This window comes from Klebsiella sp. A-Nf5, assembly GCF_002810545.1.
GTDB classification, from domain to species: domain Bacteria; phylum Pseudomonadota; class Gammaproteobacteria; order Enterobacterales; family Enterobacteriaceae; genus Klebsiella; species Klebsiella variicola.
The window spans coordinates 17,088-37,774 of record NZ_PIOG01000145.1 but is presented as its reverse complement, the minus strand read 5'-3'; the positions used below and the strand labels follow the sequence as shown (position 1 = coordinate 37,774).

Sequence of the window (20,687 nt, the reverse complement as noted above, 5' to 3'; positions counted from 1 at the left end):
GCGGGTTTCGACGCTGTCTTATCGCTCCTGAACATCAACAGATCCTTTCGTGTCTGCGCCACCATCGTCTTTAAGCCACATATACGGAGGAATTGGCATCTCATTTGCTCCTTATCGTTGAAATTAACTGCAATGTAATAATATAGAGTACAGATGAAAGGAATATTACTATTATCAGCGATATATAAAAGAAAGTGTCATACATCGTATCGGCGTTCACACTCCCGAACAAGAAGTGGCAAATATCCCTTGCGATATCATAATCGAGATAGATTTCCGGCCTTGGAAGTGCACGTCCCAGAACCAAAAACAGCAATATAAAATAAATGATCTTACTTATTTTACGGGCAAGCGTTATTAGAGCCACTGGCAACAACCTCCACCCAACCGTGAGCCATCAGGGAACGCATGCAGGGAACCTGTACTAACGATGTATTCATAAGCGCATTCCGGATCATGGCAAAATCAGAATTATGGGCGATAGTAATACAACCCTCGGAAACCGTACCCGGATGCAAACGGAAGTTACCATGTTTCACACCCTCTACCCACGTCTCATCGTCAATTCCGCGGTCGTCACGCCATAACGCAAACCAATCATTCCCCCACCGTAGTTCGCGGCAGGACGTAATGAAACGATTGGTGTTAGCTCTGCTTTTATTTATTTTCAAACACTTGGCTATAGCCCCCGCTCTCAGGCCGGAAGCGGATATCACTCTGGTGAATCCGTCAATGTTTGCTCGTGAAGGATATCGACGGCACAACATGATGCTGTCGATGTGTCACATAAACCGCCTGTTCATGAGTCATGACCTGTTTCTGCCATGAACAAGTCAGAGCAAATACATATAAACCAATAATTTTAACATCCAAATTTTTTGCGTATCCAATCACTTATCGAATACTTATATGCGCCTTATTATTTATTGAATTAATACATCTCACGCAAGACAATTTGTAACAATTAGATTGTAGTAACACTTATCAAGCTGATTATTCTCTTGTAAATTAACATCGCTTATTTCTTGCAAAAATGATGTAAATCCTCAGTCATTTATTTAAACATAGGATAGCTATATGGCAGACATAGAAGGGATAGCGCGGAAGTTATATAACATCATTATCTCTCCTGATACAGTTACAGGGCTTATCAATGGTGGGTTATCTGTTCCTTTAGATTATGGTTATCTGATTTACGGTATCTTTGATACGGATACAAGATATGAACGTGAAACAGAAAGAATCCGTATGATGACCGCGATAAGACATGACATTCTTAACTATGAGAATATCGTTAATGCAGTTAAATTAATCTTTCAGTTATTTAATAAATATCTATCCGAATCAGAACAAGATAGAATATACAGAAGTGTAGTTACCTCTATCGTGGGTAGAATCTCTACGAATATTATCGCATCGAACATCGCTAAAGCCGTTATAGAAAAAACGTCATTTACTTATGTAGTATTTAAGGGGAAAGGGAATCCAATAGCCTTTTTAAGTACTATCCTCTTGTTTGGTGGAATGGCAGAGCGTTCCATCAGAACGTCTGATAAACTCAGGAATGAAGCGCCCGAGGTATACTCGTTGTTAAGACCCCGCGATTATGATCTTCTTTATTTCTTATTTGCCGATGCGGTACAACCTTTTGTGGATGCCATCCATGCAGGGTACACTGAGGGCAACCCCGTGTTCGACAAGATTATGAAAAGAGTGGAAGATCATTTAAATACGAATGCTAAGGCAGGGTGATATGAAAAAAATTATCACGCCACTCGTCGATATAGTTCTCTGCACCTATATTATTACTGCATGCTTTATTGGCCTAACTGAGTTTAATAACTGGCAGGATAAAATAATCGCAGTGACGATTACAATCGGCAGCGCTTATATCATCGCCATTGCATTGAGTAGATTACTGGGAACAAAGATAGGTGTGTTAAGCGGTATTTTTAATTTACTATCAGGCCCGCTATTAATTATTGGCGCTATTGTTTGCATAGCCTTATTTGACCCGTGGCCGGTTAAGATTATTGGTCTGTTTTTATGGGTCATTATAATGTTTTGTTTACCTTCATTTATAAATAGAGATAAGGAATAATCATGTCAAATCCAGCATATCTTTGGCTAACCGATACAAACGGCTCCCCTATAACGGGTAGTTCTCTCGTTACAGGGCGTATTGGCGCTATTGAATTAAAAGCGGTAACGCACCACCTATCCATTCCTGTGGATGGAAACACCGGGAGATTAACAGGAACCAGAGTACATACGCCTATTACGGTACAGAAAGATTTTGATAAAACAACGCCCCTTTTATACAAAGCGCTGAGTGAGAACCAAACATTAAAGTCGCAACCATAAAGATGTATCAGATCCTTGATGCAGGTGTTGAAAGCGAATATTTTAATATTATATTAGAGAATGTAAAAGTAACTGGAATTACCCCCAACTTATTTCCTGATTCTGGTACAGGCACACATAGCGAAACGATTCAGTTAAGGTATGAGGCCATCACCTGGAAACATTGCGATGGGAATATCATTTACAAAGATTCCTGGAATCATCGGGCAACAGCATAAACTCCCCTTAGACTAAAGGCCATTCAAAAAAGTGGCCTTTTCTAAGTTTAACTGATGATTTAAACCACCCTCGCCAAACAAGCCATCCAAATGCAACCGCATGGTTTGGAGGCATAGTATCTTAAGCCTATACCTCCTTGAGTATAACTGAATTAATTCAGCCCATTCGATACCTGCATTGCGATAAACCCCTATAACTTCCGCTGCTCCAGGCTGGAATAAATCGCTCTAATTTCCGCTTGTAAGCTTTCGCCACGGTATACCATCGACGTATCGTATCGTTTACAAGTGGCTACGGGCGTGGGGTCAGTCCATATTTAGAGCCATTAGGGTGAACGAAAAGATGCATACCGTTGCCATCGGTCAGCTTATATTGTTTGTCCGCTGGCATAGCTGTTCCGACTTCGATATCTTGTAACGCCATGCTTATCCCCTCCCTACTGGTAACAGCGTTATCGAACTTGGAATACCATCATTTATACCTATATCTGTTGGTAGATGTGCATTGAAGTGGGTTGACCTTGAGAGAGCCAGTATCGCGGGCGCAGGAATGACAGGTAAGCACTAAATTTCAGGCACAAAAAAAGTGCCCTTAAGCGACTTGATTGTGTCTTTTGGTGCGAAGGCCGGACTCGCACATAAAAGTTAACCTCATGATTTATAACACATAATAAAAAACACTTTCATTTCATACCAACACAGATACCAACACGAAAATTCATTGTTCTTCGGTATCGAACCCGGAAAAATATGACTGAGTTGTATTAGCTCAGATTTTACCTGAAAAAGCTATGGCACAGATCTAAACCTAATCTGACAGGCAGCTCTGTGGACGTGAGAAGTATAAAAGCATCTTTATAAGCGGGTTGTTGGGGAGAGTTTTTTTGCGTTCGCCACAACTCCTGAGAATGCTGCTATTTACTGTGGTAGTATTTACAGCTAAAATTTATAATGATGAGCGACTCAATAACCAGTTCAAGCCAGATTTTGATGGGACATTAATGAAATCCCCCGCACTATTGCGGTATATTCATACCCACTCTAGCATCTTAAGTGTTAACAAGGAATGAAACCGTGACAGAATTTCTTGAAAAAATGTTTGATCGTGTATATTCGGAGAAACACTTCAGCATTAACATCGCAATATTTTTCTCCGGAATCGCAGGAGTTATCTGTTATCTTATTCTTCGCGATTATGTACTGACGCTGTTTTCTTTTGTTATTATTTTTCCGGTTGTAAAGATTATTGCGGGGGGATTATATCTGCGAATTATTACCCGCAATGGTGAGGCAGTTGCAGAAAAACGACTGGCAACACTTTATAATTCTCTGACTGGAAGAGAAAAAGAAGTAGTAATGCACTTTGTGACGCATGGTGGTTCTGTTATGACATGGGGACAAATGAATAGGCTTGATGATCCTGAACCGGGTGTAGAATCTCTGGCCCGTCGTGGATTACTGAATACGTCCGTTACGATGGATGGTATGCGAGAAACTTTTGAACTAGATCTGACCCTCTTTAATTATGCATATAAGTATCACTCTCATCAGGAGAAGATGCTTACTTCAGAAGAATAAGAAATTTTTAATCTTTATGATGGAAATCATAAACAGGATGGACGCCTCCCATCCTGTTTATTCAAAGGATGTAATGTTTACAGTATATACTCCATGTAAGAGGATGGACAGAAATCTATTCCTCCATATTAGCAATAATATCATAAATTAGGCTTACCAATTCGGTTGGCAATATCCTTCCACCTTTCACGCTATAATGCCGGAAGCACTATACATTATAAAAGATGAGAGGCGGACAAGTATGCATTTTTAATAAAGGATTAATCTTAGTCATGGTTTGTTGCTAATATCTCTACAATCAGGGCAAGTGTGAGTCCCCTCCCCAAGCCAAGAACTCATTTCCTCTTCAGGCCATTCAGAACCACAAACATCACATGTGACTTCAATTGAGCCAGAGTCTTCAGCCCCGCAATACGTACAACGATATCCTGAAGTAGAATCGTTATTTTGAATCATTGTCTCATGACCACAGTAATCGCAGATATATTCTTTCCAATTAACTAGCTCAAAAAACTTTGGTCTAACACCAAGAAATGCTGCTTTTCTAGCATCAGCTACATCAAGATAACCTTCATGAATATTATGCTCATATTCGTCAGAAAGTATATTATAGGAATTAGATATTTCCTTAGAGATTTCTTTATCTAGATCGTATAAACCAAATATATCAGAAAACTCAGCTAACCCTCTGACCAAACGCCCCATTGCCAGACGAACATATTTAATAGTAAACGAGAATTCGTAATGCTCAATTGAATTTCTAAGATCTTTCATCCAAGCGATATCATCTAGTAACTCTTTATCAACTAAGTCCACTGAGGTTATACTACACTTTTCATATGTAGCTATCGATATTGCTTGATCCAAAGTAATAGTATGAGGATTTTTATGTCCTTTAATAAGTTCTTCAAAGTCAAATTCTTCAGCCTCCATCTTATAAAAAGCTTCAATAAGATTGACTTTGTCACTTTTGGCACGCTCTATTACGGCTCTGTAGCATTTTGAAAAAATCAAGTTTTCGTCTAATGTTTGAATATACATTTTTAGAGTCAACTCAAAACAATGAGACAAATGTAGTATAGCAAACTTGAAAGCTTTATAATCTCCATTTTCTCCTTGCTGGAATTTTTTGATGGCTTCATTAAAACTATCTAAAGCATTAGATTTTAGATCAAGTTTAAATTCCATTGTTTTCACTTACTTTATTTGAATGGTAGAATATTTTTACATAATTAAGAATACTGTGCTATAGCATCGGAGGTTCTAACTTCCGCTCCTCGCTCACAGCGGACCTCAAGGCGCTTCAGGCGGTCCGCTCTGTGCCAAAAGTGGAAGTTTGTATTTCAAAATTCTGCAAACAAAACGGGGATTCTTAAAGTTACACAACCAGTGAATCCAGAGTCACTAAATGGCTAAGAGATACACATTTTTGCTTTACAACAAAATCGGTTTCTTCCGCCTCTTTTGGAAGCATGTATAAAATATCCAGCGGCAATTCAGCTCCTGCAATCTTCAGCTCTGCTTTGAGTTGGATTAATGCTTCCCCTGCAGGGCCTATAACCAAAATATCGTAATCAGTGCCAACCCCAAAAAGCGACGAACCAAACATAAAACAATCAAAAAACTTCAATGTCTTGCACGTATTTAAAAGGTGGCGTGCCACATCGTTTACCGACATCAACGACGAAGAATTAATTCCTTGAATTCTGACCATTTCATGACTCCGCAACCAAGTTCACGCCCTGCTACAACGGCATTATTAGTAGGATCCCCGTTAGGATTAATATTCCAAATGACATCAACCGGACCAAACTTTTCCCAAAATGAGCGCACGGCATCAGCTGTAGGCTCGTATTCAAGTAGCATTCCCACCCTCAGCTTGCGACCATTGGCTAAATGAATATTAAATACGCGATCAAATTCCCGCTCTATGCTTTTTACAACTCCCATTTGAGTTATAAGCCGATATGAGAAAAAATAATCTTTGTGAGAAGCAATATTAACATTATTGTCTGAAAGGGCAGAATATAAGGTACCTGCATTACCCCATCCTACTTTTGCGTTACTTAAGTAGTTGATAGCCTCACCTGTCCACACACACTCTTTCCTGTAACCACAGAGGAAATCCAAATCAGGGAATTTTTCATGATACTGCTTAGCTATCTCAAGAGTGATCTCATATGATGCGGAAATAATAACTAATGTGTCAGGTCTGTCGCGGATAGAAATTCTGATAGCATCGTCAGCAACATGTTCTGCATAACCTGTTCTTTTAAAGTGGTTATTTATATTTTCAAGTGCATATTTAACTTGCCAGTTCATGCAAATATCCTATCCATATCTTGAGGGTAACGAATGGCCCTTCCAGAAACACCACAAACATGGCGCTCAGTAAGCCCGCGAACATGTTCTTTGTATTGTGCAAAGGTTTCCCGCTCTTCAGCTGTCAGATGGCATAAATTCGTACTTATGATCGCCTGAATGCGGAAGTGATTAGGTAAAATGACACTTTTCATCCTTTGCGACCATATTTGGGCCGTTTCAGACTCAGGATTGAAGTCAGACCTTGCCCCTTCCACAGGAGCGAACTCTTTCCATATAGCCTTACTTTCATCCATAGCTGCTACGACAGCCTCTCTCGCTTGTCTTCTATCTTCATAACGAACATTACCTTGCTTGTGCGCTAAGGCTGCAAGATGGTTGTTCTTCCACTCTAAAATCATGCTTCTTGGAAATGACTCAGGCGCTTTATCGATAATGGTGTGGCAAGTCGGACATAGCAGTATGAGGTTTTCAAATGAGTCTGCTTCAAACTCCTCAGCAGGTCTCTCTTCGTGGCGGGGCCCAGTATCACCATGAGGAATGACATGTGCCATTTCAGCAATATGCTTATCACCGCCTATCTCTGCTGGGAAAAGCGGCTTAAGACAGTCAGGTTTCTGACAATGACCTGCCGACGCCGAAAACAGCCGCAATTTGGTTTCGTTTGGGATACTTTTCCGAATAGCCATATTAGATTCCAAGCACTTGATTGTACGAATGAAAACCTACCGCACTACAGTCGAAATAGTATACAGCTGACCAGCCTCAAATTGCACTGAGTTTTTCATCATGCGCTATTCCATTTTGATAACAATATCGAACTTCTGCTCTTCGCTCATAAGGGATAACCATACTCAAATCTCCTGCAATGTGGGAGATTTGAGTATGAACACGTCACCGTGGAACAAAGACCTTACCCTCGGCCAAAAAAGACTACTTCAGATATCTCATATCTGGGGGATCCGAATCCGGCTTGAGCTAGAAGGTAAAACGCGCGATTTAACTCTATTCAATATGGTCCTGGACAGTAAGCTACGAGGCTGTGATCTGGTCAAACTCAAAGTATCTGATGTTGCATATAGTAGCTCTGTTTCAAGCAGAGCTACTATATGCAACAAAAAACTGGTAGCCCTGTGCAATTTGATCCTACCCGCGTAATATGGACACAACCCTAAGCGAGGTTCTGGTTTTCAAATTGTTCCGGTCTCGAGTCTGAACTAATCAGCACATATCAACCCGACAACACAACCGAATCTTTCATGGGTGGGTAGAAAAGCTTGGCCTCGAAGACTCGCTTTACAGCACACATTCCACGAGAAGAACAAACCCTTACCTGATCTACAAGAAAACCAAGAATCTTCGGGTGATCCAACTTCTGTTGGTCCATAAGAAACAGGAAAGCGCAGCCCGTTATCTGGGTATTGAAGTAGATGATGCGTTAGAGATCTCTGAATCGATTGAAGTCTAAAGTTGTCAGGGCTGCAACAACAGCCCTGTGCCAGAAGCGGATCTTTTATAAAAGTAGTCAAAAGTGTTATAATTTCAATATTACTACTGTTTCAATATATTTAGCAGGCATTAAATTTAAAATTTATGTAATCAATTTTATTGGTGGAAAAGAAAATGGAGCATACTACATTTCATAAAAACCTAAATTTTAACAAGCTGATCATCCTCGATTGCCTGCCTGAAAATGATTATCAAACAGCAAGGCACCTTCATGAAAATCTAAGCGACAAAGGGTTTGGAAGTGGAATTTCTTTGCTTAAGGTTCAAGATGAAAATACATTTCGAGAAGTATTGCAAGAGATAAGGGAGATGTTCAATCCTGAATTAAATGTTAGCTTTCAACCAATTATTCACATTGAAGCTCATGGTAATTCACGGTCAATGGAGTTGCCAGATAAAAGTATTATTCCCTGGAATGATCTTGCTTATAATCTCAGAATAATTAATAAACTTATGGGCAATCAACTTATCACGTTTATTGGAACCTGTCATGGTTATCACTTTATCTATAAAAATCACACAATTAAAGAATTCGCACCAGTTTATTTTTGCATAGCACCTCTAGAAGAAATTCCCGCTTGTGATATTGAACATTCAGCACTTACTTTCTATGAAAACTTATTTTTAACAGGAGATTTAACACGTTCCGCTAACCTTTTGGATTCAACAAAACTTTACACTTACAATTCTGATTATATGTTTCATCGAGCTTTTCATGAAGCCATGCAAAAAAATCATAGAGGGAAAGCCTTAAGGATCAGAAGAGAAGCCTTAATCACTGAAGCAATTGAGATTATGGGTAAAGATTGGAAAAAAATGAGTCCAAAAGATAAACGTGATTATCTCAAGAAAGCACGAGAATTACTGGATGTTTCTTTGAAAAGTAAGGAATCGCTCAGAGCAGAGTTTGAAAAATTTTCAATCGGTTACATGGGTTATATAGATGGGGATGTTTTCGAAGAAATTTGGAAACATATGAACCATAACAAACAAGGGAAAATATATTGACATCGTCATTATGTCCGCTTCTCGCTGTGAGTTCAATGGGTCGATACAACGCTATCCTTAATCAAGGGGGACGTTGCCATGAAACGAAGAACTCGGATTAACTACACGCCAGAGCAGAAAGCAATTATCTGGGACAGATATAAGCAAGGTGATTCTCTGCATGATATCGCCAGAATGTTCAACAGATATCATTCTTCCATTATGCCCACTATCCACCAGACAGGCGGCTACCGTCCTTCCGTGCGAAAACGGCACCGATTAGCGCTTTCGCTTGATGAAAGAGAAGAGATATCCAGAGGGCTGGTAGCAAAACTCAGTATCAAGGACATTGCCGCCAAATCATCAAGAGCGCCCTCAACGATTATCTATCATTTGGCAGGCAACATCCCTGGATAGTACTTCGCCACAATGTCATTCATCTTCTCCACCAGATCCAGACGATTAAACGTGATATGCCCGCTGCCCTTCTGAAAGTAGCGAATGGTGAACAGCTCATCCTCGAAGACCTGCTGATGCGGGTTGTCGCGCACAAAGTCCATAAACCGGATAGAGATATCATGCCGGTTATCGGGAATGGTCTTCCCGTCAAGTAGGTACAGCATCCTCTCCAGATCGGCGAGCTGATCGCGTCGCCAGCCCCAGTTCAAGCTGTAGCCCCATCTGTCATGCTTCACCAGATTGTTGACGATAATCTTCTTGCCGAAGTAACAAGGATTATTGGTTTTGTAGTCCCAGCTCAATCCCTTGAATAAATTAATTATCCCGCGCTCAAAAACGTCCTGCTTGTTATGGTGCAACTGCTCAAAGGTACTCAGGATATTGGCTTCACTGATGGCCGGAAGATCGCCCTCCTCCAGGTTCTTCGCCCACTGACTGCGGGCTTCAGCATCCATCAACGTTAACATCCCGGACTTCAGCATCAGATCGCGCCAGATGCTGCGGTCGATATTGCGGGTGATGACAGGCATCGCTTTATCTACAGGTTGCACCAGCCAGCAGTCGAAAGCATGGCCCTGCCGCATCGCCCAATGACTCGCTATGTCGCCGCCAATTTCTGAAGTGAGTCGGGAAACGTCATCTAGCTGACAAATCAGCGCCTCAATCTGTTTCAACGCAGCATTACGTCCTGTGACGATGCGTTCAATACTGGTGGAGCAAATCAGCTCATTATGATCGGTTAAAATTTCAGCTTCTGTTTGCATGGTATTTTGTCCGTAAAAAGCAAACACGCCCGCCGGGAATGGCAGGCGCATTATGCAATGAGTTAATAAGGAAAAAAGATTGGTGATGTAAATCGGGAAGACGGCTCGCAAGATTCAGCGTATCGAAGGAAGATGTCTTTGCCGTAACAGGCCGGTTGCCTGCCGCGCCCGCAAAATATCCACTGCGCCCAGATAAGGTGACTGTTCCTGACAGTTAAACCCTCTGCGATCGATACGTACCAGTTCGTACTTTTCCACCAGAAAATTAACGGCATCAACCAGTGTGATGCCTGCGTTGATATGTTCCTGAATAACGGTTTCATCGCTGAACGGCGTGTCATTCAGGGTAAGGCCATAATGTTGCTCCAGCAGACGGGTAAGCAGCATCTGCCAGACCGTCACGGGAGACGGGCACGGCTTAGCCGCCCGCTGAATTGTTGCAGGTAAGGTTTTCATTTTTTCTCGCGTGTGAAAAAGGTTTAACGTTGAGTGGGATAAATAACGATGTAGACGTAACCACAACTACCGAGAGTATCGGCTTCACAGGTGAAAGCGTTGTGGTAGAGAGTGACGCTGTGCGCATGACGGGGATTAAGTTCGCCAGTGCTCAGCATCAGTTCCATCTGGCGGATAAAATGCGGGAATGCTTCTTCCAGCTTCAGACATTCGGCGTCACCAAATTTACCGGTGATATTGGCCCGGTCAGCCAGGTAGTGCAGTCGGTTGCCTTCCTGTACCAGCCTTGCCCCAAAATTCGGTGTGAAACTTCGCTTTAATCCCCACTGTATGGCATCAGTCAGTGGCATCTTTTGCTCTCCTTCATAACCAGCCACGTTCGGCAAATGAAACCACTGTCATGCCTCCGACTATGCAGTGATCCAGCACCCGGATTTCTACCAGCGACAGCGCCTTTACCAGTCTGGCGGTAATCTGTCTGTCGGCCTGGCTGGGCTCAGCTTCACCGGAGGGATGGTTGTGGGCAAAAAGCACGGCGGCTGCATTATGGCGAAGGGCTGATTTCACCACTTCGCGGGGATGCACTTCCGTGCTGTTGATAGTGCCGGTAAACAGGGTTTCGTGAGTAATTAGCTGATTTTGCTGGTTAAGATACAGCACAAGAAACATTTCGCGCTCCAGCCCGGTCATTTTCAGACGCAGCCAATCCCGGACAACCGTTGTGGACGTGAATGATGCGCCTGGTTCGCGCAGATGGTGTTCAAGCAGCGCCAGAGCACGCTGAACAGTACGCCGGGTTGTCAGCGGTAGTTCCTGCGGTAGTGATAAGTTGAAAGTCATACCTATTCCTCAGTCAATAATGCGCATGATGGCGGAGCATTCCTGATGGTGCAGAGCATACTCACGCAGACGATAAAAGTGCGCTGTCATGGCATCGCACCCGGTACGGCAGGCGTGATGACTGTACTCGATAAGGCAGACGGTAATTCCGGCGGCCTCTGCACTCATTTGCGCATCATTGCAATTCATGCTGTTAAAGAGTTGCCATTGCGCATCGCGGTCAGTGTCCGGCACCATAAAGGCCCCGCCGTTGCTGAGCGTGTAAAAATTCCAGATACCTTCGCTGTAATTCGCGCAGAAACGGTCCATCCAGGCGAAGATGCGTGGCTCCAGTAATATCCACTGTGGAATAGCGGCAAAATGCTGCGACCAGAAACCGGGGCGCTGTTCATCTGCGACAGGCGTGGCGAAAATAGTGTCTGACGATAAGGTGACGTCAGTGATTGCAGTATTCATGATTAATCACTCCGAAAATAAAAAAGCCAGCCGGTCAGGGCTGGCGTGATGATGAGTTGTTAAATCAGGGGGTTAAGACGCGGTGAGAAGTCATTTCTGCCTACTCTTGTGACAGGTGATGCAATGAGTGAGGCGGCATAAAAACAAAAAGGCCATGCTTCCCGATGGAGGCACGGCCTTTATGACTGAGTCAGAAACAATACCAGGGGGTTATTGCCCCATGTACTCCACCTTTGCATCGGTGGCGTTACCATCAGATCCTACAGTAACAACGATTTTATCGTAGGTGCGGTAAGCGGCATTGTAGACTTCATATACCACCGTATTTCCCTTCACTTCATAGCTGCCAAAATCAGCGGCGTCTGCCGTTTCACGGTCATATTCTTTCGTGTACGCCTGTCTGGCCGCTTTCATTACCGAACCTTTGTTGACTTTCAGCGGCTTGTTCCCGGTGGCATCTGCTGATGCGTCTGTAAGAGCGTTGACATATTTCGGACAAACCTGGAGCATATCACCACGGGTAAATTTCATTTGTGTGCCAAAGACCTGCATGCTGGAATTATCCTGAGCGGCAATTGATTCAATGGCTTTCCTGGCTGCGGCGGGTGCCTGACCGCCTTCGATTTCAACAGCTTTATAGCCTGTCTGTTGATTACACATCTGAGAGGTGGGGATCAAATTCCCGTTAATACTGATACGGCTTCCCATCAGTTCCTGCTGACCGTTGGGGCAACCCTGCAACTGGCCGAAGATACCAATAGTGTCTTTTTTCAGCATAACCAGCGCCTGACCGTCTTCCGTCATGGTCTGGCACCATCCGTTTTTCACCATCCAGTTGCCTGCTTGCGCAGAGACAGAGGCGGCGGAGAGAAAAAGAGCAATTATTGTTCTGGTTTTCATAAATCACCTGTGGATTGGCAGCAGCGGTCGGGAAAGAACCACTGCATAAGTTATTAATCAGTCAACATCTGTCAAAGGAGCAGGAAACGGCGCGAAACGAGCTAGGATATCCTTACTTTTTGATAGGTTAAGACGATCAATTCATGGATATCGAAAGTTATTATTGATAGATAATAACGATCAATTTCCTATTATTGATCGTTTATACGGATCGATATATTCTTTTCTGACATACACTGCCCTGAAAAAGTGCAACGTTTGACCCTAAGGCGCATGCCCAGGGACATTTATAGATTCAAAGAAAGAGAGGGGTACGCGATTAAACATCAGCAGAAGAAATTAACCTGCCGTGTATACACCGAATACAGAAGCACTGCGGTGGCAGGCTCCCTGTGGTCACCAACAGCACTTCTGGGAGCGGTAAGCGCCGCCGCAATCGGTGTGCAGATTCTGGCGACATGGAACCCGGACTAGAAATCGGTAAGAACTACGTAAAACGACCCTTATCCGTAAGGTATAAAAAGTAACGGGTTTACATCTGTCCGTGGCTGAGTCTGTCCGGTTCAGCCAAAAATCCTCTCCCATAATTCCGATGCAAGCTGTACCAGTTTTTCCCGCAGCCTCCTCAGCAACAAGCTCCAGCCAGAAGGCAGACGCTCAGAAGTGATCACCGTATCAAAAGCCGAACCGGCTATTTCACCAAAACGCTGACGTACAGCGACATCACTCTCCTCCGTATGATTTTCTGGCTTTAACTGGCAATAAAAAGCGCTACTGGCCTGTACAGGTAACGCGTGTATCATCAGTTCCACCAGAGCATGCAGGTTGTAGCCGGTATGTGCTGAAACAGCCATCACCGGGAAAGAGGACGGCAACTGACCAGCAATCTGCGAACTGATAACCGCAAGTGAAAGGCACTGCTCAGTTGAAGGAACAGCCTGACCGGCAGGTTCTGGCAACGGAGGAATGCGATCTGCCTGGCTGATGACAAACAGGAAACGGGAAGCATCCGCGCCATAAGCAAGTAGTGACCGGTGCGTGACAATATCCACCGCCCGCGCACGATCATCAGCACGCAGGACCCAGATAATCAAATCCAGCTCCGTCAGCAACTTCTGATACAGCGCCGAATATTCCGCATCGTATTCCGGTGTCTCGCCAACTCCAGGCAAATCCACCAGTGTCATGCTGCGCTCGCCCACGGTGAGCACTATCCGCTGAGGTTCACGGGTACAGCCCAGCAAATCGCTGGTCAGGCATACCGGTTGTTGAAACAGGGCGTTGCAAAGCGAGCTCTTACCCGCCCCGCTTTTGCCCATAATGCCAATTACGGGCTCGTAGTGAATTGCCTGTTGCAGACGGGAAATAATACGTTCAGTCGTTTGTTGGGGTAAGAAATTTAGGCAGGTACGCATGATATCACTGGTATCCTGCGATTCGGGGGCTTGGGACATGTTTTACTCCTGTGAAAAACAAAGCCGGAAGGAAATCAACCGGCTATTCACATAAGTAATATAGGCATGAAATTTAGTGGAGTTATTGTTTTTTCTTTAATAAAGATATTTTATATTCATTAGGGTTGCCTTTATATTTCTCATATTCATCATCAATCAGCCTTTCAATAAATTTATTTATATTAACACCATGCAATTTAACCAGCTCTTTGAGCTCTCTACGGGTTTTTATAGAAATCTCAGTATTAAGATTGAAGCTTTTCTTTTTATCTCGTCGCCCGCGCTGCTGAAACGCTTTTTTCATATTATCCAGAAGTAATTTTTTATCCTGACAATCAATTTTATTCCCCCGTATAACCCAGCAATCAATTGCCCCCATGATCGCAATATATTTCTCATTTGCATCTGCGGGCTTAAACCAAAAAAGGATGTTATCATTAACATCCTTCCTTTTTAATAAATAATCCCACGCCCATTCAATACCCTCAGAGTCTTTTTTCTTTAACCATTTAAATTGTCGAACAGGGCTAATCAAGTGAAGCCAGATACTACGAATATGTTCGAATGACTCTTTAATTTGGATAGGATTGAAGAAACCCGAGAGTTTATTGAAGAAGGTAATAATTAACCGACTCCTTTCAGCGGAGCTGACGGGATTATCCGGAAGTCTAAAAAAAGAATATAAACAATGATCCTCTGAATCCCAGCCATTTTGCAACTTTAATTCTGGCAAATTGAGACGGCTATTTGATGCAGTGCGGATATATATCCAAAACCAGAAAATGGCTCGCTCATTGGCATCTCCTTTTAACCACCTAAAATCAACATCACGAAGGTAGGGGTCTTCACCTCCATTTAAGACTTGCTTTTTAGGGGTAGTATCTTCCTGAGCCAATACCTGCCGCATCACACGTTCTATCGCAGGGTCAGTTTGATTTATTTCGGACACCAGAGTAGCAGGAGAAAGATCGACATCTGCGCACTCGTGCTTACTATCATCGCCAGGAAGTTGCTTTACCTCTGATGCCTGCAAGAAAGAGCCTTCCTGGTTATTTTCAGGATTGGCAGAAGTGGGTGACCGCTCAATCGAAACCATTTCCTTCTGTGATAATTCATTAGAGAATAATTTCCCAAAAGCATCTAAATGACTATCTTTATCATTCTTATTCATTATAAACACCTGTATTTAAAAACACTATACTAAGTATTTAAATTGTATTTTTACTGGAGTCAACTAGTGAGTTTAATGTAATGCTAATTCTGAGGATAAGACCACAATAGAAGGCTGAAATCTAAAAAATTACTATGCCGATATGATTTTTTACTCTCGTAGATATCGACAAACACTATACGCATTTTTCGAAAGAATTTTCAGGTATATCAAGGCGCATCATGCTAAAGAGACATCAATAGGCTGTATGATTCAGGCAGATGTAACTTTCTACTTCCGAGCTCATAGTATGAGATAGATGCCCGTTACTCTCCCATCGACAACAGGCTCTCTCCCAACTCAACACCACCATACGGGAGCATCGCTATGACCAGCCAAACGACCTTGCCATTAACTAAAACCCTGGATTCAAAATCGGTATTGAACGATCAGCTCGTCGACATGGCATTTATCACTGCCTACACCAATATGACCGACAAATGGTTCTATAGATTAATTTCTGAAAATGCGTTCCCAGCACCAATTAAACTTGGCCGAAGTTCTCGTTGGCTAAAAAGTGAAGTCGAAGCCTGGATGACAGAACGGATTAAAAATTCAAGAGGACAGTAATTATTAATCTTTAGAAAAGACATTGATCTTAGTGACGAATGAAAAATGCAAAAATCAATTAAATATCCATTTCAAATGACGGAGGTTACATAGAAACAAAATTAACTGCATCTAGAATTGTATCAAATAATTTAATTTGGGTTTTTTAGTATAATTAATACTCTCCCCAGACTTACATTTAGTACCTATCCAATCTGTTCACTAAATATCATTACGCATCGTACTTACCCTTATCACGTATACTGAAGATATTTTATCTGCACTCCCCCATCATCTAACAACGTTTTAAAAAACAGGTCTAACCTATGAATAATAGTCACCAATATAACCCATCATGGAATCCAAACTGGTTTCTTTCAGTAATTTTGGATAATCATATCGATGCAATGGTAGCCAGATATTCTTGTTTACTAACATTACGCCTAGACTTCTTTTATAAAAAAAATGCCCCCCACTACTTACATCAAGATCATCATGCACTTGAGCGTGACCTGCGATTATTGATGAATAAAATGATGCAAAAAGCTGCAGTTGTGGGCTATTTCTGGGTCATTGAATGGACTGTAGACCATGGCTTCCATGCACATGCAGCATACTGGCTGGATGGACATCAAACGCAAAGATCCTATCCTTTTGCGCTGCAGGCGGGAGAACTCTGGAAGGAATTAACCCAACAGGAGGGCTATTTTAATATCTGCCAATTTAAAGAGCCTTATAAAGCCGATATCAATATTCCCGTGCGTTACAATGAGCCCACCAGTATTCTAAATATTCGTCGAGTATTGAGCTATCTGACAAAAGAGGAGCAAAAAGAGGGGCTCTGTTCATACGGATGCAATGAAGTCCCACAACGTCCAATGTCAGGGAGGCCTCGTAAAGCGATGGACACTATTTCTGAAAATTAGTACAGATCCGTTCATTCGCTTGTACCACAAAAATATTGAAAGGCTCGCAGGTGTTTGAGGTTCAAGTAAATGTTAACAGTCTGAAACGTATGCTTTCATCTGCACCTTCTTTATCATTGTTGCCAGTGCAGTACCATAAGGCAGCATTCAACAGTCATGTTGTTTAGTGAATAAGTCTGGGCTCACTTTGTCAGCCAATTTAGTGTGATATCCTTTCCACAACTCCTGTTGTATCCACGACATAAGGCGATGATTGATGGAGCAGTCTCTCAATTTTGAAATGTTGCGCAGCCAGTGGCCGGAACTGGCAGAACTCGCGTGTATGGCGGAACGATATGTTCACTCCGATCCGGAAAGCTGTCTGGTCAAGCTACGCAACTACACCGAATTGATGGTACGTTGGTTATACCGCCAGGAACGGCTGCCTGAAGGCATCAAAGCAAATCTGTATGATTTAATGAACGCCGATGTCTTCACCAGCATGATGCCAGAAGCCATCATCATGAAAATGGATGCACTGCGTATCCATGGCAACCGCGCCGCACACGGTGGACGTATTAAAGCTAAAGATACCTATTGGCTGCTCAAGGAAGCGTATTTACTGGGAGTTTGGCTCTATGTTCGTTATGCCCATGGTAATGTTGATAACTGCCCAAAATTTTCTCTTCCTCCGTTAACACAATCTTCAGGTCGTGCAGATGAAAAACGTCTGGAAGATGCAATCAGGGCTCAGGATGAAAGCCGTGAGCGCGAACTGGCTTTACAACGCGCACTCCAGCAAGAGCAGGAAAAAGCCGAACACCTCACCCAGCGCCTGAATGAAGCCAGAGCTCGCAACCAGCATGTTGCCGACATCCTCTCTATTGATGAAGCGGAAACCCGCCGCCGCCTGATTGACTCCCGCCTGCTTGCTGCTGACTGGAATGTAGGCGAAGAACTTAAAAATACCGATCAGGTTACGCAGGAGCATCTTGTTAAAGAACAGCCTACTGCAACTGGCGACGGTTATGCGGATTATGTCTTGTGGGATGAAGCGCATAAACCGCTGGCGGTGGTGGAAGCAAAAAAAACCAGCATCAATGCCGAGCAAGGACGAATTCAGGCTCGGCTATATGCAGACTGGCTGGAAAAAGAATACGGTCAACGCCCAGTCATTTTCTACACCAACGGCTACGATATCTGGCTGTGGGACGACCATAAAACTCATGGTTATCCGCCACGTCGAGTATTTGGTTTCTACAGTAAGGAAAGCCTGCAATATCTTATTCAGCAGCGTGAAACCCGTCTGCCGCTGAACAGTGTGCCGCACGTTAAAGATAACGAAGGTAAGGCCGTTGCTGGACGTTTGTACCAGCTTGAAACCATTGCCCGCGTCAGCGAACGGTTTACCAATAAATATCGTCAGTCATTAATCGTTCAGGCTACCGGTACAGGCAAAACCCGCGTGGCAATTGCGCTAAGCAAACTGATGATTGATGCCCGTTGGGTAAAACGCGTTCTGTTCCTTTGCGACCGTAAAGAGCTGCGCAAACAGGCGGCGAATGCCTTCAATCAATTCACCAATGAGCCGCTGTATGTGGTCGGGAAATCGAAAAAAGCAGACAGGCAGAACGCTAGGATCTACATTGCCACTTATCCCGGCATGATGAAAATCATGGACCATTTTGATATCGGTTATTTCGATCTGATCATCGCCGATGAATCCCACCGCTCTATCTACAACGTCTACGGCGACCTGTTTAAGTATTTTGATGCGCTCCAGATTGGCCTGACGGCCACGCCGATCGACATGGTGAGTAAAACCACTTTCGGCCTGTTTGGTTGTGAAGGACGTATCCCTACCGCCAACTACAGCCTGGAAGATGCCATCGCCGATAACAATCTGGTTCCCTATGAGGTTGTTACGCACACCACGGAATTCCTGCGCGAAGGCATCAAACAGGAGAAGTTAAGCGACGCACAAATCCGCGAACTGGAAGAACAGGGTATCGATCCCAATACGCTGGAATTTGATGGTAAGGCGCTGGATGAGGCAATTTATAACAAAGACACCAACCGCTATATTCTGCGTAATCTGATGGAAAATGGCCTGAAAGATCGGGACGGCCAGCTTCCCGGTAAAACCATTATTTTTGCCCGTAACCACAAACACGCGCTGTTGTTAAATGAATTGTTCGACGACATGTACCCGCAATTTGCAGGACGCTTCTGTCAGGTCATCGACAACTACGATCCCCGCGCCGAGCAACTGATTGACGATTTTAAAGGGCTGGATGAAAGCACCAACAAAGAGCTGACCATCGCTATCTCCGTTGACATGCTCGATACCGGTATTGATGTCCCGGAGATTGTGAATCTGGTCTTTGCCAAACCGGTCAAATCAAAAGTGAAGTTCTGGCAGATGATTGGCCGTGGTACGCGCCTCTGTTCGGGGCTGTACGGCAACGATGACAACGGCAAACCACTAGACAAACAGAAATTCCGCATCTTCGATCACTGGGGCAATTTTGAGTATCACGAGCTACATACCGAAGAGGCCGAAGTCACAGCGACAAAATCGCTGGCGCAAAAACGCTTCGAGGCATGGATCACGCTCGGGACCGCTGCTCAGCGTAAGTTCGACAAACAGGCGGTGGATTTAGTCGCTCACCAGCTCCGCGAGCAGATCAACGCACTGGATGAAAAGTCGATTGCCGTGCAGGAGAAGTGGCAGCAAAAAGCGCAGTACAGTGATGAAAAAGTGCTGCGCCAGCTTTCCCCGAAAACGCAGCAGGATTTACTATCTGTCCTGGCCCCGCTGATGCAGTGGCTGGACGTGCGCGGGCAAAGCGATGCCATGCGCTTTGATATGGATATTCTGGCGGCGCAAACTGCCCGTTATACCAACCCGGAAGAATTGGATGTGCTCTGGCCGGTCATCCTGGAGAAAGTGGAACGTCTGCCGCCGCATCTGGCACAAGTTCAGCAGCAGGGACAACGGATTAATCAGCTTCGTGATTTGGGCTGGTGGAAGCAGGCCAGTCTGGAAGAGCTGGAGGATATCCGCATTCACCTGCGCGGCATTATGCACCTGATGGAGAAAGATGCTACGCCGAAATTTGGTTCGATACAGGTGGATATTACCGAAGATGCGAACCTGATCCAGACGGAAACCCGTAAAACCAATATCCGCTCGATTGATTTCAAACTCTATCGACAGCAGGTTCAGGGAGCGCTGGAGCCGCTGTTCCAGCAAAACCCGGTGCTGAAGAAAATCCGCAACGGCGAGCCGGTCACGCAAGCCGAGCTGGATGAACTGGCGAAGCTGGTGCTGATCCAGAATCCGAACGTTGATATCCGGGCACTGAAAGAGTTCTATCCGCAGGCAACAGCTAGCCTGGATAAACTTTTGCGTACCATCATCGGGATGGACAGCGACGCAGTGGAAGTGCGCTTTGCCCAGTTCGCCGCAGACAACAGCCTGACCAGCCAGCAGCTGCGCTTCCTGTCATTGCTGAAAAACCACATCCGCGATTACGGCACCATTGAAATGCGGCAGCTCTTTGAACAGCCATTTACGCATATCCACAACGAAGGCGTTACCGGCGTGTTCCCCGACATAGAGCAGATCGCCCGGTTGCAAAAGATAGTCGAAGAGTTGGGTATTGTGACCGACGCGGCGACGGTATAATACGCGCATGACAAGCCCCGGCAGC

At 44.0% G+C, this 20,687-nt stretch carries 21 protein-coding genes and 5 pseudogenes; 10 read left to right on the top strand and 16 right to left on the bottom strand.

The features are described from left to right. Nucleotides 1–21: 21 nt before the first annotated feature. The 3 genes and pseudogenes from CWM53_RS31685 to CWM53_RS15540 all read right to left on the bottom strand — a co-directional run. A pseudogene (locus CWM53_RS31685) lies at nt 22–99 on the bottom strand (type VI secretion system tube protein Hcp); the annotation flags it as partial. 1 nt (nt 100) lies between these two features. After that, entirely contained in the window at nt 101–367 is a 267-nt protein-coding gene (locus CWM53_RS31995) for a hypothetical protein (protein WP_074387212.1), read from the bottom strand. Beyond that, nucleotides 342–716 carry a DUF2778 domain-containing protein gene (locus CWM53_RS15540; protein WP_074387213.1) on the bottom strand — a complete coding sequence of 125 codons (375 nt, stop codon included), beginning with the start codon at nt 714–716 and terminating at the stop codon, nt 342–344. The genes CWM53_RS31995 and CWM53_RS15540 overlap by 26 nt, the downstream gene beginning before the upstream one ends. 361 nt (nt 717–1,077) lie before the next feature. Between CWM53_RS15540 and CWM53_RS15530 the strand changes: the two genes are divergently transcribed. The 3 genes and pseudogenes from CWM53_RS15530 to CWM53_RS15520 all read left to right on the top strand — a co-directional run bounded on the left by CWM53_RS15530 (nt 1,078) and on the right by CWM53_RS15520 (nt 2,582). Further along, nucleotides 1,078–1,752 (top strand): hypothetical protein, encoded by a 675-nt coding sequence (locus tag CWM53_RS15530; protein ID WP_074387214.1) that lies wholly within the window; start codon nt 1,078–1,080, stop codon nt 1,750–1,752. Nucleotide 1,753: 1 nt separating this feature from the next. Beyond that, the gene (locus CWM53_RS15525) at nt 1,754–2,101 is read left to right on the top strand and encodes a hypothetical protein (RefSeq protein WP_074387215.1); all 348 of its coding nucleotides are present in this window, start codon (nt 1,754–1,756) and stop codon (nt 2,099–2,101) included. 2 nt (nt 2,102–2,103) lie between these two features. Further along, nucleotides 2,104–2,582: pseudogene (locus tag CWM53_RS15520) on the top strand (Hcp family type VI secretion system effector). A gap of 313 nt (nt 2,583–2,895) precedes the next feature. Here the strand turns inward: CWM53_RS15520 and CWM53_RS15510 are convergent. Beyond that, nucleotides 2,896–3,006, bottom strand: a pseudogene (locus CWM53_RS15510) (DUF4102 domain-containing protein); the annotation flags it as partial. A gap of 650 nt (nt 3,007–3,656) precedes the next feature. On the opposite strand from CWM53_RS15510, the gene CWM53_RS15505 reads away from it, so the two are divergent. Then, entirely contained in the window at nt 3,657–4,160 is a 504-nt protein-coding gene (locus CWM53_RS15505) for a hypothetical protein (protein WP_100730150.1), read from the top strand. Between the two features lie 270 nt (nt 4,161–4,430). On the opposite strand, the gene CWM53_RS15500 is transcribed toward CWM53_RS15505, so the two are convergent. The 4 genes from CWM53_RS15500 to CWM53_RS15485 form a co-directional block, all read right to left on the bottom strand. Next, a complete protein-coding gene (locus tag CWM53_RS15500) occupies nt 4,431–5,348 on the bottom strand; it encodes a hypothetical protein (RefSeq protein WP_040173588.1) in 918 nt (305 codons plus the stop codon). A 190-nt stretch (nt 5,349–5,538) separates the two neighbouring features. Next, the gene (locus CWM53_RS15495) at nt 5,539–5,874 is read right to left on the bottom strand and encodes a hypothetical protein (protein ID WP_227521715.1); all 336 of its coding nucleotides are present in this window, start codon (nt 5,872–5,874) and stop codon (nt 5,539–5,541) included. Further along, complete coding sequence (locus tag CWM53_RS31990; protein WP_040173592.1) at nt 5,838–6,482, bottom strand: hypothetical protein; 645 nt, start codon at nt 6,480–6,482, stop codon at nt 5,838–5,840. The genes CWM53_RS15495 and CWM53_RS31990 overlap by 37 nt, the downstream gene beginning before the upstream one ends. Beyond that, nucleotides 6,479–7,171 (bottom strand): HNH endonuclease signature motif containing protein, encoded by a 693-nt coding sequence (locus tag CWM53_RS15485; protein ID WP_040173594.1) that lies wholly within the window; start codon nt 7,169–7,171, stop codon nt 6,479–6,481. The genes CWM53_RS31990 and CWM53_RS15485 overlap by 4 nt, the downstream gene beginning before the upstream one ends. A gap of 196 nt (nt 7,172–7,367) precedes the next feature. On the opposite strand from CWM53_RS15485, the pseudogene CWM53_RS15480 reads away from it, so the two are divergent. The 3 genes and pseudogenes from CWM53_RS15480 to CWM53_RS15470 form a co-directional block, all read left to right on the top strand. After that, nucleotides 7,368–7,950, top strand: a pseudogene (locus CWM53_RS15480) (tyrosine-type recombinase/integrase). Nucleotides 7,951–8,105: 155 nt separating this feature from the next. Then, nucleotides 8,106–8,999, top strand: coding sequence for a hypothetical protein (locus CWM53_RS15475; RefSeq protein ID WP_040173596.1), 894 nt, complete (start codon nt 8,106–8,108; stop codon nt 8,997–8,999). A 78-nt stretch (nt 9,000–9,077) separates the two neighbouring features. Continuing rightward, nucleotides 9,078–9,362, top strand: a pseudogene (locus CWM53_RS15470) (helix-turn-helix domain-containing protein); the annotation flags it as partial. 5 nt (nt 9,363–9,367) lie between these two features. On the opposite strand, the gene CWM53_RS15465 reads toward CWM53_RS15470, so the two are convergent. The 8 genes from CWM53_RS15465 to CWM53_RS15425 all read right to left on the bottom strand — a co-directional run bounded on the left by CWM53_RS15465 (nt 9,368) and on the right by CWM53_RS15425 (nt 15,478). Next, a complete protein-coding gene (locus CWM53_RS15465; RefSeq protein ID WP_040173641.1) occupies nt 9,368–10,201 on the bottom strand; it encodes a DUF4942 domain-containing protein in 834 nt (277 codons plus the stop codon). A gap of 114 nt (nt 10,202–10,315) precedes the next feature. Continuing rightward, a complete protein-coding gene (locus CWM53_RS15460; RefSeq protein WP_025987721.1) occupies nt 10,316–10,657 on the bottom strand; it encodes a TA system toxin CbtA family protein in 342 nt (113 codons plus the stop codon). Between the two features lie 23 nt (nt 10,658–10,680). After that, complete coding sequence (locus CWM53_RS15455) at nt 10,681–11,007, bottom strand: type IV toxin-antitoxin system YeeU family antitoxin (RefSeq protein ID WP_019725272.1); 327 nt, start codon at nt 11,005–11,007, stop codon at nt 10,681–10,683. A 13-nt stretch (nt 11,008–11,020) separates the two neighbouring features. Beyond that, nucleotides 11,021–11,497, bottom strand: a complete 477-nt coding sequence (gene radC / locus CWM53_RS15450; protein WP_019725273.1) for a RadC family protein — start codon at nt 11,495–11,497, stop codon at nt 11,021–11,023. Nucleotides 11,498–11,506: 9 nt separating this feature from the next. After that, on the bottom strand, nt 11,507–11,953 hold the full coding sequence (locus CWM53_RS15445) for an antirestriction protein (RefSeq protein ID WP_040173599.1): 447 nt from the start codon (nt 11,951–11,953) through the stop codon (nt 11,507–11,509). Between the two features lie 210 nt (nt 11,954–12,163). Then, a complete protein-coding gene (locus CWM53_RS15440) occupies nt 12,164–12,853 on the bottom strand; it encodes a hypothetical protein (RefSeq protein ID WP_096833820.1) in 690 nt (229 codons plus the stop codon). Between the two features lie 563 nt (nt 12,854–13,416). After that, complete coding sequence (locus tag CWM53_RS15430; RefSeq protein ID WP_040173607.1) at nt 13,417–14,307, bottom strand: GTPase family protein; 891 nt, start codon at nt 14,305–14,307, stop codon at nt 13,417–13,419. An 82-nt stretch (nt 14,308–14,389) separates the two neighbouring features. After that, nucleotides 14,390–15,478, bottom strand: coding sequence for a hypothetical protein (locus CWM53_RS15425; RefSeq protein WP_100730149.1), 1,089 nt, complete (start codon nt 15,476–15,478; stop codon nt 14,390–14,392). A gap of 366 nt (nt 15,479–15,844) precedes the next feature. Here CWM53_RS15425 and CWM53_RS15420 point away from each other — a divergent pair, with 366 nt between their 5' ends. The 3 genes from CWM53_RS15420 (at nt 15,845) to CWM53_RS15410 (ending at nt 20,662) form a co-directional block, all read left to right on the top strand. Beyond that, a complete protein-coding gene (locus CWM53_RS15420) occupies nt 15,845–16,087 on the top strand; it encodes a helix-turn-helix transcriptional regulator (RefSeq protein ID WP_072040873.1) in 243 nt (80 codons plus the stop codon). A gap of 305 nt (nt 16,088–16,392) precedes the next feature. Next, nucleotides 16,393–16,992 (top strand): inovirus-type Gp2 protein, encoded by a 600-nt coding sequence (locus CWM53_RS15415; RefSeq protein WP_040173611.1) that lies wholly within the window; start codon nt 16,393–16,395, stop codon nt 16,990–16,992. A gap of 256 nt (nt 16,993–17,248) precedes the next feature. Then, nucleotides 17,249–20,662 (top strand): DEAD/DEAH box helicase family protein, encoded by a 3,414-nt coding sequence (locus tag CWM53_RS15410; protein ID WP_040173613.1) that lies wholly within the window; start codon nt 17,249–17,251, stop codon nt 20,660–20,662. Nucleotides 20,663–20,687: the final 25 nt, after the last annotated feature.

Bases quoted from the DNA above. Each gene is read 5' to 3' on its own strand.
- CWM53_RS15410 (WP_040173613.1), top strand. From the start codon at position 17,249: ATGGAGCAGTCTCTCAATTTTGAAATGTTGCGCAGCCAGTGGCCGGAA.
- CWM53_RS15455 (WP_019725272.1), bottom strand. From the start codon at position 11,007: ATGCCACTGACTGATGCCATACAGTGGGGATTAAAGCGAAGTTTCACA.
- CWM53_RS15460 (WP_025987721.1), bottom strand. From the start codon at position 10,657: ATGAAAACCTTACCTGCAACAATTCAGCGGGCGGCTAAGCCGTGCCCG.
- CWM53_RS15420 (WP_072040873.1), top strand. From the start codon at position 15,845: ATGACCAGCCAAACGACCTTGCCATTAACTAAAACCCTGGATTCAAAA.
- CWM53_RS15465 (WP_040173641.1), bottom strand. From the start codon at position 10,201: ATGCAAACAGAAGCTGAAATTTTAACCGATCATAATGAGCTGATTTGC.
- CWM53_RS15530 (WP_074387214.1), top strand. From the start codon at position 1,078: ATGGCAGACATAGAAGGGATAGCGCGGAAGTTATATAACATCATTATC.
- radC (WP_019725273.1), bottom strand. From the start codon at position 11,497: ATGACTTTCAACTTATCACTACCGCAGGAACTACCGCTGACAACCCGG.
- CWM53_RS31990 (WP_040173592.1), bottom strand. From the start codon at position 6,482: ATGAACTGGCAAGTTAAATATGCACTTGAAAATATAAATAACCACTTT.
- CWM53_RS15485 (WP_040173594.1), bottom strand. From the start codon at position 7,171: ATGGCTATTCGGAAAAGTATCCCAAACGAAACCAAATTGCGGCTGTTT.
- CWM53_RS15440 (WP_096833820.1), bottom strand. From the start codon at position 12,853: ATGAAAACCAGAACAATAATTGCTCTTTTTCTCTCCGCCGCCTCTGTC.
- CWM53_RS15445 (WP_040173599.1), bottom strand. From the start codon at position 11,953: ATGAATACTGCAATCACTGACGTCACCTTATCGTCAGACACTATTTTC.
- CWM53_RS15475 (WP_040173596.1), top strand. From the start codon at position 8,106: ATGGAGCATACTACATTTCATAAAAACCTAAATTTTAACAAGCTGATC.
- CWM53_RS15500 (WP_040173588.1), bottom strand. From the start codon at position 5,348: ATGGAATTTAAACTTGATCTAAAATCTAATGCTTTAGATAGTTTTAAT.
- CWM53_RS15525 (WP_074387215.1), top strand. From the start codon at position 1,754: ATGAAAAAAATTATCACGCCACTCGTCGATATAGTTCTCTGCACCTAT.
- CWM53_RS15430 (WP_040173607.1), bottom strand. From the start codon at position 14,307: ATGTCCCAAGCCCCCGAATCGCAGGATACCAGTGATATCATGCGTACC.
- CWM53_RS15415 (WP_040173611.1), top strand. From the start codon at position 16,393: ATGAATAATAGTCACCAATATAACCCATCATGGAATCCAAACTGGTTT.
- CWM53_RS15425 (WP_100730149.1), bottom strand. From the start codon at position 15,478: ATGAATAAGAATGATAAAGATAGTCATTTAGATGCTTTTGGGAAATTA.
- CWM53_RS15495 (WP_227521715.1), bottom strand. From the start codon at position 5,874: ATGGTCAGAATTCAAGGAATTAATTCTTCGTCGTTGATGTCGGTAAAC.